General features: G+C 54.9%; 11 protein-coding genes. 6 read left to right on the forward strand and 5 right to left on the reverse strand.

Annotated elements, in window-relative coordinates:
• Nucleotides 1-143: 143 nt before the first annotated feature.
• Nucleotides 144-677 (reverse strand): DUF2867 domain-containing protein, encoded by a 534-nt coding sequence (locus tag K5905_RS13000; RefSeq protein ID WP_297584487.1) that lies wholly within the window; start codon nt 675-677, stop codon nt 144-146.
• 215 nt (nt 678-892) lie between these two features.
• Here K5905_RS13000 and K5905_RS13005 point away from each other — a divergent pair, with 215 nt between their 5' ends.
• The 3 genes from K5905_RS13005 to K5905_RS13015 all read left to right on the forward strand — a co-directional run bounded on the left by K5905_RS13005 (nt 893) and on the right by K5905_RS13015 (nt 5,774).
• Complete coding sequence (locus K5905_RS13005) at nt 893-1,996, forward strand: efflux RND transporter periplasmic adaptor subunit (RefSeq protein ID WP_297584490.1); 1,104 nt, start codon at nt 893-895, stop codon at nt 1,994-1,996.
• Between the two features lie 15 nt (nt 1,997-2,011).
• Complete coding sequence (locus K5905_RS13010; protein ID WP_297584493.1) at nt 2,012-5,161, forward strand: efflux RND transporter permease subunit; 3,150 nt, start codon at nt 2,012-2,014, stop codon at nt 5,159-5,161.
• A 298-nt stretch (nt 5,162-5,459) separates the two neighbouring features.
• Entirely contained in the window at nt 5,460-5,774 is a 315-nt protein-coding gene (locus K5905_RS13015) for a hypothetical protein (protein WP_297584496.1), read from the forward strand.
• 227 nt (nt 5,775-6,001) lie between these two features.
• On the opposite strand, the gene K5905_RS13020 is transcribed toward K5905_RS13015, so the two are convergent.
• A complete protein-coding gene (locus K5905_RS13020) occupies nt 6,002-6,586 on the reverse strand; it encodes a nitroreductase family protein (RefSeq protein WP_297584499.1) in 585 nt (194 codons plus the stop codon).
• 104 nt (nt 6,587-6,690) lie between these two features.
• Complete coding sequence (locus tag K5905_RS13025; RefSeq protein ID WP_297584501.1) at nt 6,691-7,620, reverse strand: DMT family transporter; 930 nt, start codon at nt 7,618-7,620, stop codon at nt 6,691-6,693.
• Between the two features lie 70 nt (nt 7,621-7,690).
• On the opposite strand from K5905_RS13025, the gene K5905_RS13030 reads away from it, so the two are divergent.
• Nucleotides 7,691-8,653: a LysR family transcriptional regulator gene (locus K5905_RS13030; RefSeq protein WP_297584503.1), complete on the forward strand. Its 963-nt coding sequence runs from the start codon at nt 7,691-7,693 to the stop codon at nt 8,651-8,653.
• A gap of 181 nt (nt 8,654-8,834) precedes the next feature.
• Nucleotides 8,835-10,196: a DHA2 family efflux MFS transporter permease subunit gene (locus tag K5905_RS13035; protein WP_297584504.1), complete on the forward strand. Its 1,362-nt coding sequence runs from the start codon at nt 8,835-8,837 to the stop codon at nt 10,194-10,196.
• Between the two features lie 20 nt (nt 10,197-10,216).
• Here the strand turns inward: K5905_RS13035 and K5905_RS13040 are convergent, their stop codons facing one another.
• On the reverse strand, nt 10,217-11,728 hold the full coding sequence (locus tag K5905_RS13040) for a malonyl-CoA synthase (RefSeq protein ID WP_297584505.1): 1,512 nt from the start codon (nt 11,726-11,728) through the stop codon (nt 10,217-10,219).
• A gap of 259 nt (nt 11,729-11,987) precedes the next feature.
• Here K5905_RS13040 and K5905_RS13045 point away from each other — a divergent pair, with 259 nt between their 5' ends.
• The gene (locus tag K5905_RS13045) at nt 11,988-12,635 is read left to right on the forward strand and encodes a hemolysin III family protein (RefSeq protein WP_297584507.1); all 648 of its coding nucleotides are present in this window, start codon (nt 11,988-11,990) and stop codon (nt 12,633-12,635) included.
• Between the two features lie 7 nt (nt 12,636-12,642).
• Here K5905_RS13045 and K5905_RS13050 read toward each other — a convergent pair.
• On the reverse strand, nt 12,643-13,220 hold a 578-nt coding region (locus K5905_RS13050), incomplete at its 5' end, for a hypothetical protein (RefSeq protein WP_297584509.1).

Raw genomic sequence — 13,220 nt, forward strand, 5'->3', positions numbered from 1 at the left:
AGGATCGGGAAGGCCGATACGATCAGGGAACCTGGCTTCGCCTGCCACCGGAAAGCCGGCAGACAATCAAATCGACTCAAGGGGCGCGCGTCTGGCGCAAGACCGGGCACCTGGAAGCCTGAATTCACGCTTGGAAAAACCCGTCAGGCTGCTCTCAGTTTCCGCGCCCTTGCGGCGTCCAGAACCGTCGCCGCAATCTTCTTGTGGAACGGCAAGATCAACGCAAGATAGGCATAACCGAAGAAGTTGTGCCGCTTGCAGCAGGTCGATGCGAATACCCGAGGTGAACTATCGTTTCTGCGGGTGATGGCCAAACGAAAATCCTGATGCCAATCATCCTCTCCCAGGATGAGTTCGTCGTCTTCAACATTGTAGATCTTGAAAAAACCGATCCGGTCCCCTGGCTCCCTGGAGCTTAGGGGCGTGCCGGATTGTTCCAGAGCCAGATCACCGGTCGTCTTCAGACCAAATGGCCTGGCTATCCGGTCGCGTGCCGAAAGCAGAGCATTCATCCAGCCGATATCCGCGTTGAGAATATGGTCCGCCAGAACGCGAATATCGGCCTCCTGCAGGTCCGGCCGCCCCTTCAAGGACACCGAAAACGTGTCCAGGAAATCACCCGGTGCACGATATTCATTCAGGAGACTTTCGTCAGGAAGCATGTCAGACTGGCTCATATCAGCCTCCTATTGGTGCAATTACACCGAAATCATACACCGCAATCCGGTTTTCAGCGCCGTGCGCTTTGCCGCAGCCTGCCTTTCAACAGTCACAAGATGTATGAAAGCCCGGCCGAAATCATAAATTGTTCTGAAATCAGTCGCTTCGTGCCGAATCCCGGTTATGATGCAGGTCTTTATTGCTTGAGAATATTTGATTGGCCGGAGGGGATATGACATCGAAAAAGGTGTTTCTAGGACTGGCAACCGCAATTTTGACCGGATTTGCCGCTCACGCTCAGGACTCCACGGCGCAGCCGCAAAGCGTAACCGTTGCCAAAGTTTCGACAATTTCAGCCACAAACGCCTCCCGCTATGTCGGGCGCGTTGAAGCGGTCAGCACCGTCGACATTGAGGCGCGCGTTGAAGGCTATCTGACCAAGCGCAATTTTGACGAAGGCGGAACCGTCAAGAAAGGCGACCTGCTCTACGAAATCGAGAAGGATCTCTACCAGGCAAGTGTCGATCAGGCCAAAGCAAGCCTGGAAGGTGCCAAGGCGGCACTGTCAAATTCCGAGATCGAGCTGGAACGCCAGCGGCAATTGCTCGCAAAGGGCGATGTATCCCAGGCCGTTTACGACAGCGCCAAGGCAACGACCGCGACCGATCAGGCAAATGTTGACGGAGCGCAAGCCAATCTGGACACCGCAGAGATCAATCTCGGTTACACGGACATTTACAGTCCGATCGACGGCACGATCAGCAAGACCAATATCAATGTCGGCAATCTGGTGGATTCCAACACCGGCACTCTGGCAACCGTAACAAGCGTCGACCCGATTTACGTGTCGTTTTACATGGGCGAGAGGGATCTGATCGCCGACAGGGAAGCCGGACTGATCGGGAATGACAGTGCCACGCTCACGGTAAATCTGACGCTCGCGGACGGAACCAAATATTCCTCAGCCGGGAAAGTCACCTATGTAGGCACAACAGTTGACGCAAACAGCGACTCTGTCGAGTTGCGGGCGACGTTCGACAATCCGAAAAACCTTCTCATTCCCGGGCAATTCGTGAATGTGACCATTGCGGCCGCAGATCCGAAAACGGTCGCCGCCGTTCCGCAATCGGCAATCCAGCTCGATGCCAAGGGTCATTATGTTTATATCGTTGATGCCAACAACAAAGTGCAGAGGCAGGACGTGGTGCTGGGTCGCCAGTCAGGCGCACTTTGGGAAGTCAAGTCTGGCCTGAAGGAAGGTCAGCAAGTCATCACGCAAGGCTTGCAAAGGGTCTCGCCAGACATGACTGTCGCGCCTGTAGAAGCAAAAAGTTAGGCGGGATTCCCGGATATGCTCTCCAAATTTTTTATTGATCGCCCGAATTTTGCTCTTGTGCTGTCGCTGATTGCCTCGCTGGTCGGGATCATTGCAATCGTCTTTATTCCGATTTCGGAGTATCCGAACGTCACGCCACCTCAGATCGTGGTTTCGGCACAGTTTCCCGGAGCCGATTCCGAACTGATCGAACAAACGGTCGCCATACCGATCGAGGACCAGGTGAATGGCGTCGACAACATGATCTACATGTCTTCGACCAGTTCGAATGCCGGTGTCTATACGCTGACAATCACGTTTGAAGTCGGCACCGATCCGGACATTGCCGCCGTCAATGTTCAAAACCGGGTTGCCCTGGCCGAACCGTTGTTGCCGTCTTCGGTCCAGACCCTTGGTGTTTCGACCAAGAAGCAATCGGCAAACATGCTTCTGGTGGTCAATCTGGTCTCGCCCGACGAAAGCCGGGACGCCATTTATCTCAGTAACTATGCGACCATTCACCTGCAGGACCGTCTTTCGCGCCTACCCGGGGTCGGCAGCGTGTCGCAATTCGGACCGCTTGATTACAGCATGCGGGTCTGGATGCGTCCGGACCAGATGACATCGCTCAATCTGACCGCGACAGACCTTTCCAGCGCCATCCAGGCGCAGAATGCCCGGGCAACCGCCGGTCAGATCGGCGGTGCTCCATTTGCCGGCCCCACGGATTTTCAGTTTTCGCTCAAGGCCGAGGGGCTTCTGAAAACGGCGGAAGAGTTTGGCAATATCATTGTATCGGGATCGTCATCGGGACAGTTGGTGCGTTTGAAGGACGTCGCCCGGGTTGAGCTGGGATCGAGTTCGTATTCGGCATTTTCAGCCCTCAACAACAAGCCATCAACGGCTATCGGTATTTATCAATCGCCGGGTGCGAATGCGCTTGATGTGGCCGACAGCGTCTATGCGGAGCTGGACAAGATGAAGGCCAGTTTTCCCGACGGTGTTGAATACAGGCTCCTCTACGACATCACCAAGGCCGTGAAGGCATCCATCGAGGAGATCCTTACGACGCTTGCGATCACCACCGGCCTTGTCGTTCTGGTCGTGTTCTTGTTCCTGATGAGCTGGCGAGCAGTCATCATTCCGGCAATCGCAATTCCGGTCTCGCTGCTTGGCACCATGGCCATCCTCTTCCTGATCGGCTTTTCGGCGAACCTGATCACTCTGTTCGGGATCATCCTGGCGATCACGCTCGTCGTCGATGATGCGATTGTCATCATTGAAAATACCGAGCGGATAATGGATGAGGACGGTCTGGAGCCGCGAGAGGCGACGCTGAAGGCAATGAGCCAGGTGACGAGCCCGATCGTCGCGACGACATTCGTGCTGCTGGCCGTGTTTGTCCCTGTCTGTTTCTTTCCCGGCATCACCGGTGAGATCTATCTTCAATTTGCGCTGACTATCACCATTGCGTTCTGCCTCTCGGCGGTGAATGCGCTGACCCTGTCTCCTGTCCTGTGTTCGATGCTGCTGCGTCGCTCCGACAGGAAGCCGCATGGCCCCTTGCGCTTTTTCTCGCTGTTTGTCGACAAAGTGCGCAATGCCTACGTGGCGCTGGTCAAGGTGATGGTCCGTCACGTCGCCCTCTCCCTCCTCCTTCTCGTGGCTGCATTCGCTGCAACGATTTTCATGTTCCGGGAAACGCCGACCGGGTTCATCCCGCTGGAAGACAAAGGGGTCCTGTTCGCAAACGTACAGCTTCCGGACGGAGCCTCGCTGCAACGTTCAGAAGCCGTTTCGAAAGCCATGACGTCGATGATGCTTGACGTGGAAGGTGTTCAGGACGTGATTTCCGTCCCGGGCTTCAGCATCATCGCCGGCAACGGATCAAATTTCATAACGCTGATCCCGATCCTCAAACCGTGGAGCGAGCGGAAAACATCAGAGACCCAGTGGTTTAACATTCTGAAAACGCTGAATGAAAAGCTGGCAACCTTTGATGAGGCAATTGCGTTTGTCTTCCCGTTGCCTCCGATAGACGGGCTCGGTATTTCAGGCGGGATCTCGGCACAGATTCAGGACGACAAAGGTGCCAGTGTTGTCGATCTGGGGGCCGTTACCAACGCTGTGCTGTCCTCTGCCAATACAAGCCCTGTCTTCCTGCAGGTGTTCAGCTCCCTTTCGGCCAATACACCGGAGTATCAAATCAATCTCGACCGCGACAAGGCGGAAGCTCTCGGTGTCGATATCAGCGATATTTTCACCGTCCTGCAGGCCAATCTTGGCACGTATTACGTCAACAACTTCCTGCTCGACGGCAAGATCTTCTGGGTCATCCTGTCTTCCGAGGCCGAGTACCGGCAGACGCTGGATGATGTCAGCACAATCTACGTGAAAAGCTCCTCCGGCGACATGATACCCCTTAGCACGCTGGTCAGCCTCGAGGCCGTTGTCGGGCCGCAAAGCGTTACGCGATACAATCTGGAACGCTCCGCTGCCGTCCAGGGACTGACAAATATCGGTTACAGTACGGGAGACGGTATCGCGGCCTTTGAAGAGGCTGCCAAAAAGGTTTTGCCCGACGGGTATTCCATCGAATGGACGGGCATGTCCCTTCAGGAGATCGAGGCAGGATCCTACGTGGTCTACATCCTGATGCTGGCGTTCCTGTTTGCCTATCTGTGCCTTGTTGCGCAGTATGAAAGCTGGTTGCTGCCAATCTCGGTGATGCTGTCGGCCGTCTTTGCTGTCTGCGGCGCGTTGATCCCGCTCTACCTGATCCCGGTACTCAACAACAACATCTATGCTCAGATCGGAATGGTGCTGTTGATCGGTCTTGCGGCCAAGAAAGCGATCATGCTGGTCGAATTCTCGCGCAATTGCCGCGCCGACGGCATGAGCATTGTGGATGCGGCCATCAGCGCCGCGCACACCCGGTTCAGACCGGTGACCATGACCGGCCTGTGTTTCATCGTCGGCGTTCTGCCGCTGGTTTTTGCCAGCGGTGCCGGATCAGCCAGCCGTGTATCAATTGGTCTTCCTGTCTTTGCGGGCATGATCCTGGACAGCACGATCGGCCTTCTGATGATCCCGGTTCTCTATGTTGCCGTTCAAAGGGTTAGAGAGAAATTCTCCAGAAAAGCCTCTGCCGCCGCAACAGAGGCAGCTGCCGACACGAGTGCATGACTGGCTTGCATTGCCTGTTGATCGAATGACCGGAGTGGGGGCGTGAGCGAACTGGCGGCTTCTGGTTGAAGTCTATGATTAGCAAACTCAACAAGCGGCACTGGTATTGTCACCATCCGGTTTCTGTCGACGATAACAAATACCGTCAACATGCTGAAGGTGACGGAATTCTGCTTAATCCAGCCCGAACTTTACATCGCCGTGCTGTCCTGGTCAGCCGACTGGGAGGAGATAAACCGTTTGACCAAGCAAGCCGGCGGTCACCTGGTCTCCATAAGGTCACCTGCCGAGAACATTCGTGATCGACCTCGTCCGCAACGACAGTCGTTTCTGGATCCGCTACGAGAACAAGTGGATCAGCGGGCCGACTATCGGCCTGTATCAGAAAGATGGGTCCAAGGAACCGGAAGGAGGTTGGGTTTGGGTCACGGGAGAACCGGTAACCTATCAAAATTGGAACCAGTACAGCCCCTACAACGGAAATGGGACTGCCTGGATTGGAGCTTTCGGATATCCGCCTCGTGAATCGCCTTTGTGGAATTCAAATCGCACAAGGGATCATTGGTACAACTACAGCAGGGTCGAACGTTCTTTCATTATCGAGATCGAGTAAATTCAAACAAAAGGGCAACTCGTACGTTTCTCGCGGCAACTGAGATATCTGCAACCTGCCGCCACTTGCCGGTTGGAATGGCTCTAACGCCTGGACTTCTTTCAGGGTCTTTCAAGTCACCGGGCACAAGGGCATAGCTGCTTTTCTTGCAACCGGTTTCGGAAAAACCAAAAGGGTCACGGAAGTAACCGCAGCCCTTTTCGGTCTTGAGTTCTGCTTCGAACCGATCAGCTCCAGGTTCCGGCAAAGGCAATCTTGTCCAAAGGCAGGCGCGTGCTCGGTACTTCCCTCTCCCGGAGGCTTTCATCAAGTTGGGAGGCGTCACCCCGCTTGCCGATGGAAAAGGCTATCTCCGGCTTGAACCGTGCCGGCACGCCCAGCCTATCGTGTATTTCGTCCTTGAGGATTCCCGCCATTGCATGGGTGTGATAGCCGAGGGCGGTTGCCTGCAAAGCTGCGTGCGCCCACGCAGACCCGGCATCGAACGAGTGTGTTCCGCTCGCTCGGTTGGGTTTCCCGTTCCTGCCGTCTACTTCCGTGTCTGAGAACAGATAGACCAGCGCCGATGAATGTTGCGCCCAGTCCAGGTTGAACGGATTAAGCAGGTCCACGAGCGTCTGCCAATGTGCATCGCCACGCAGGGCGTAGACAAAGCGCCACGGCTGAATGTTGAATGCCGATGGCGACCAACGCGCAGCTTCCAGAATGATCTTCAGATCGGCTTCCGGCATTTCGGACCCGTCGAAAGCGCGTGGCGACCACCGGTCGACAAACACTCCCTGAACCGGATGATCGGGATTACGGACGTTCATGGGCATATTCTCCAAAATCGTATCGGGCTTTTAACCGCCCGGTCGATTTTGAGATAGTGCCTTTTTATCTTGATATCAAGATAAATCTTTTAAAGATTCTTTATTCAGAGATATTTGATGGAAGGTTTGATCGTTCCCCTCCCTTGAGCACTGCCGCTTATCGTGGGAGCAACCAGGATCGCAAATAGGACCATGGCAGCGGACATCGCTTCACGGAAGCCGATGCTCTCTCCAAATATCAGCCAGCCGACAAGGAACATTGTCGGCAATTCAAAGCTGCCGGCAGCCGATGTGCGCGCAGGACCGACTTTCTGGCAGGCGAAACTGAAAAGCACCTGCGGAACGAGTGCCGTGACCACTCCCATCAAAAGGACCCACCCCCATTCTGTCGACGATGCCGGCAGAAGTGTCCCCTGACCCTCGTACATCGCAACCGGAACAAGGCCGATCAGCGAGCCAAGCAGTCCGCAAACTGTCCTTTCCAGTGAGTTGAGCTCACCGGCAAGACCGCTCAGGACAACCACAAGGAACCCGAATGCGACGGGGGCTGGTATGGCCCACAGCAACGCAGATAACGCGGCTGGTGACAGGGTGGCCGGGTCCAGCAACAGCGCAGCCGCCCCGAGAACAAGACCGGCCGCAGCGAAGGAGCGGAAAGTCGGTGCCTGCTTCAACAACAACCAGGCAAACAGCGAGGCAAAGACTGGGTAGGACATATAGACGACACCAGCAGCCGCAACCGGCGCGACAGTGATGGCCTCCAGGTATCCAATCAAGCTGAGGCCGAGCACCGCACCCGCGCTTGCGAGCAACAGCGCACCACCGCGTTTGTTCTTTTCAAGCGGAATGAACGGCAAAAGGACGAGCGCGGAAAAACCGTAGCGGTAAAGCGCAATCGTTGCGGGTCCGGTTCCAAGCCCCTGCAACTCACGCACGAATGCCGGTACAAGCCCGAAGAAGATGGCACATGTCGCAATAACCAACGTTGCGCCGGAAGACCCTAAATTGAAATTTGAGAGAGATTTGATCGACATAACCGGTCGATACCGCTTTCAGTCGAATAAATAAAATTCTTAGTTTTCATTCTCTTCATGAAATGATTTCATGGGACATATGATACCGAGACTCGCAATACATCACCTGACTCTTCTTTCAGCGCTCGCCGAGACCGGCAGCATGACCGCCTCCGCGCTGCGCCTTGGGGTTACTCAATCTGCAGCCTCCCATCGTCTGCGCGAAGCCGAACGCAGAATCGGGTTGTCGCTGGTTCATCGAACCGATTCCGGTCTGGAACTGACACCGGTGGGTGAACGCCTGCGGCGATTGGGGGAAACGTTTCTGGCAGAACTTTTTCGGCTGGAACAGGAACTGGAAGCCTCCGCCCGAGAGGAGCGTGTTCTCGTCCGGCTCGGGCAGGCAACCTATAGCCGTTACCACTGGTTCCCCGCGTTTCTTAACTATCTTGAAGCAAAGGATGCAGGATTGACCGTCGACCTTTCCGGCCGTGCAACAGCGCATCCCCTCGCCGCACTTCTGGATGGTTCCGTCGATGTGTCTCTGATATTCGGACGCGAACCGGTGCTGTCGAAATTCCGGTCCATAAAGCTGGGTTCCCACCCGATTATGGCTGTTCTTTCAAAAAGCCATCCACTGGCAAACGAACCCATAGTCAACAGTCTGAACATGGGAGACGAGCGCTTTTTCACCTACCCGCTTACCGCCGAACCCGGTTTTGACTGGACCACGCTGCTTGGAGAACCAACGGTTCCCTTTCGGCGCCTCACTCCGATGCCGACACCAGAGGCTGTTATCGATCTTGTTCGAGCCAGCTTTGGCGTCGCCCTTTTCAGCAAATGGGCCATAGAACCGGAACTTGCAGACGGAACACTTGTCGCGCGGCCAATCAGCGAAGAAGGCGTGTCGCTCGACTGGTGGTGTGTCAGACGCGCCTCGGACCCGTCCGACAGCCCTTCAGCCCGCCTCGCCAATGCTCTTTCGTCCTGGAGCAGGCAGACGGATGGAGCGCTTTCCACGCTGTCGTTCGGTGATCAGGCCTCCTATGACTGACGGCGCGATCATTCCAAAAAAGAGGCTAAGACGGCGCTACAGATCTCCATGCCGGACATCAAACCTAATAGGCCAACCTGACCACGAAGAGCTCTAAACTTCAGAAAAAGCTGGGACTTTGCCTTTAAGCTGCCCTATGCTGTCTTTTGATGCACCTGGGCGGAGTGAGGGGTGAATTCTGATGCTGGCACTTCCTGAGAAGGATCGGAAACGTGGTCTCGTTCTCGCAGTTGGCGGCCTTGGTGGCTTGGTCATGCTGGACGAGACCATCCTCGGTGTCGCCCTGCCGACCATTCGGCACGAAATGGGACTGTCGGCGACAACCGCACATTGGGTCATCAACTCCTACATGCTCGCTTTTACCTGCTTTGCCGCAATCGGTGGCAAGGCTATCGACCTGTTTGGCCTGAGACCGGCCATGATCGTCAGCTGTACAATTTTTGCAATCGCCAGCCTGCTGGCCGGATTTGCCGATGGCTCTGCAATGCTCATCTCGATGCGCGTTGTACAGGGGATTTGCGCGGCCATCATGTTCCCCATGACGCTGGCCGCCGCGACGCTCACCTTTGAAGAAAATGAACGCGGTAAAGCGATCGGAATACTTGCCGGGATGGCAACAGTCTTTCTCGCGCTCGGCCCCATGCTCGGCGGAATTCTGACCGACTTCCTGTCCTGGAGATGGGTGTTCTGGGTCAATATTCCTATTGTGGTTGCCGGTGGTATTCTGGCTTGCGCTCTCTGGAAGAAGCCGGAAAAGGATATTCCACGTCCGGTGATCGACCGGATCGGCCTCATCCTTCTGCTCGTCGGCATGACTGCGTTGATTTTTGGCCTCATGGAAGGCCCCGATTTCGGTTGGGTGTCGCCTTATATTATAGGCTCTCTCATCCTTGGTGTCGTCGGACTGGTCGCTTTTGTCGGCTTTGAAGGCAAACTGAGCAAACCCTTGATCGACGTCCGGTTGTTCAAGCTGAAGCCCTTTCACGCAAGCGCACTTGTTATCCTTCTCACGCAAATGAGCAAGATCGTCGTGGCGATCTTCGTGCCCCATTTTCTGCAGCTTGAATTGTCGTATTCAGCACTTTGGGCCGGCATCGGCACAGCCATCGCTGTGTTGCCGTTCCCGTTCCTGGCAGCCCCCTCCGGCAAACTTGCCGACAAGGTCGGCTCCCGGCGTCCGGTTCTCATTTCCCTGGGGCTGGTGGCGATTGCCTGTGCCTTGATCGGGGGGGCCACTATCTTCAATAATTATTGGGCGATAGCTCCCTTCCTGTTGCTCTGGGGAGCTGCAATCCCCTATTCGATGGTTCCAACAGGTCGCATCACCGTGAACGCGGTACCCGTCGAAAAACAGGGTGAAGTCAGCGGTCTTATCATTACTGCGCGCCTTCTCGGAGGTACGCTTGGAGTAACGATGGGCAGCGTTCTTCTGGCTATGGGTGCTGGTTTTGCATCCATTTTCTGGATAATGGCGGTCCTCTTAGCACTCTGTCTGGCATATTGCCTTGTCGCGCTCGAACACGACACTCCGGCATCGAAATAGCGAACCGATATCCGAACCGGTCAGGAAAACTCGTTCCAGTATCGGTCTCTCAAAGTCTTCTTCTGGATCTTGCCCATCGTATTTCGCGGCAGGGCTTCTACGACATGCAGTTTTTTGGGTTGTTTGAACTTTGCGAGCCGATCCCGCAGTGCTGAGAAGATCGTGTCCTCATTCAAAGACAGTCCCGGTTTCAGGGCGATAACGGCAACAACCCCTTCACCAAAATCCGGGTGCGGCGTGCCAATTACCGCGCTTTCCGCAATTTCCGGCAAGTTGTCGAGAACTGCTTCAACCTCTGCAGGATAAACGTTGAACCCACCGGAAATGATCAGATCCTTCGCCCGTCCGACAATGGATATGTAACCATCCTCATCGACGCGGGCCATATCCCCGGTGATGAAATAGCCATCGGTGCGAAACTCCTGCGCGGTCTTTTCAAACATACGCCAGTATCCCTGAAAGACATTCGGGCCCTTGACTTCGACAATGCCGACGCCGCCCTGAGGCACTTCGCGCCCAGTTCTTTCATCCACAATGCGTACCCCGACGCCGGGTAATGGAAATCCAACTGTTCCGGGGCGACGCTCACCTTCGTAGGGGTTTGAGGTTATCATGCTGGTTTCGGTCATGCCGTAGCGTTCAAGAATGGCCTGCCCTGTCCGGTCCGAAAACGCATTATGGACTTCGGCGGAAAGTGGTGCAGATCCGGAAATAAACACGCGCATATGGGCTGCCAGCGTTTTCGTGAATCTCTCATCTGCGAGCATCCGGGTGTAGAAGGTCGGCACACCCATCATTGCTGTGGCGGTCGGCAATTGCTCAATCACATGTTCAAGGTCAAACTTGCCAAGAAACAAGAGCGATCCGCCGGCAATCATGAGCGAATGGGTGGCTACGAACAGTCCGTGCGCATGAAAAATAGGCAGGACGTGCAAAAGAACATCGTCTTCCGTAAACCGCCAGTATTTTGATGTTGTCTGCGCATTCGAAGCGAGGTTTTCGTGGCTGAGCATTGCCCCTTTGGATCGACCGGTTGTTCCTGAAGTATAAAGGATCGCAGCGAGGTCATCGGCTTCTCTAGGCCGGTTCTCATACTCGGTCGGCATTTGGTCAGCCGCGGCACTCAGACTTCCCTCACCAGCTCCATCCAAAGTATGAAGCTTCGCACCTTCTTTTTGGGCTGCTCCGGCAAGCGCGTCAGCCCGAGAGGGATCGCATACGAAAACGGCTGGTTCCGCGTCCCCGATGAAGGTCGTAATTTCGGCAACTGTGTAGGCTGGGTTCAACGGAACAAAAACGGCTCCTGCCCGGAGAGTGGCGAAGTAGAGCATCAGGGCTTCGGGTGTCTTTTCCACCTGAACAGCAACCCTGTCCCCCGGTTTGATCCCGATCTTCTGCAATGCCCCGGCATATTGTGCAGACCGGGCAAACATATCCCGATAGCTCAAAGCAAATTCATCCGGCGTCTTCAGGAAAACTTTATCCAGATCAGGAACGAACGCAGTCAGAGTGTCGAAAAGATAGTTGCTCATGAAGGAATTCCAGGCTGAAGGACGTAAATCGGGCGAAAAACTCCAAGGGGACCTTTAAAGCAACTTTGCCTGACTCCAGCAAGATCCGTGAAAACGCTGACGTGCGACTACAACTTTAGGATAATCTGCAAATATGCATATCAAAGGCGGGTTATTTTCTTGCCTGTTGTTCTTCGCCAATCCGCATACCAACCAATTCGTGACTCGCATCGTACCGACACGCGTGTCACACTTTCGATGAACGATTAAAGGAGTGCCGATGATCAGATCTCAGACCCTGGCAGAATTCATCGCCGATGGCGCAATCCACGTGATAGGAATTTGCCTTGGCCTGACCGCAACCATCGTGCTGGCGGTAACAATCTGGAACATTCACGACCCTGCCCGTCAGATCAGCGTAATGATCTATGCGGCCTGCCTGATGACAATGCTGATTTGCTCGGCGCTCTACAACATGTTCGCCAAAGACCACAAATCCGGAATCCTTCGGAGGCTGGATCACGCAGCAATATTCTTAATGATTGCTGGGACTTACACTCCGCTTGCGTCCATCATTGTCGGCGGCTGGACCGGTGGCATACTGCTTGCCGTTGTCTGGACGGGTGCGCTGACCGGCGCAATTTTGAAACTGGCACACCTCAAAGGCCTGGAACGACTGTCCGTCCCGCTCTATCTCGGCCTCGGCTGGGTTGTTGTGTTTGCGGCCAAACCGCTGATCGAAAAAGCGTCGACGTTCGGCTTTTACATGATCCTTGCCGGTGGATTGCTCTACACGATCGGCACATTATTTTACGCATGGAAGCGGCTGCCTTTTCAAAACGCGATCTGGCATGCCTTCGTACTGGCAGCGGCAATCTGCCATTTCGGAGCCGTGTTTCATGAAGTCGCCCTGAAAGCGACCATTTGAGCCGACGTCAGGTCGTCGGGCTTTTCACCCCGGCAAGCTGTTCTTCAGATTCCGGTGGCACACCGGTGCTGTCGGCAAAACGAGACAGCCAGTTGAACCAGCTCATTACGAAAATCGCACGGGTTGCGTGGCTGTAATCGCCATAATGTTTTACGAGATCGGCGACGGATTGGGGTGACAATTCAGTGTCGCCGGCCATCTCGTCGCACATTTCGCATAGCCGCCGGTGCCAGGGGTCGAGTGTTTCCAGATTGTCCGATAAAATCGTATCGACCAGTCCGTCAGGAAACGAATATACCGCCTTGTGAAACCCTATTTCATAAGGCGACCTGTTGGCATAGGCCGTGCGAAAGAGCATGATTTCACGATCAAGTGCCGGAAACCAGTCATCCTTGAAAATGGCCGAGACGCTTTGATAGATCTCCGGCGCGATTCCTGTGCGCGCAAGCATGCGCACCATGTTGAGATCCGGCAATTTGCCTATGAACGCCAGAGTGCGGTCGTCCAATTCACTGTCTTTGGGAACAGGTATACGGGTCATCAGCACCTCCGCGAGCTTTTGAGAACCGGTTACAGAACATCGAC

The organism is Roseibium sp., from assembly GCF_025698965.1.
Lineage (GTDB): Bacteria > Pseudomonadota > Alphaproteobacteria > Rhizobiales > Stappiaceae > Roseibium.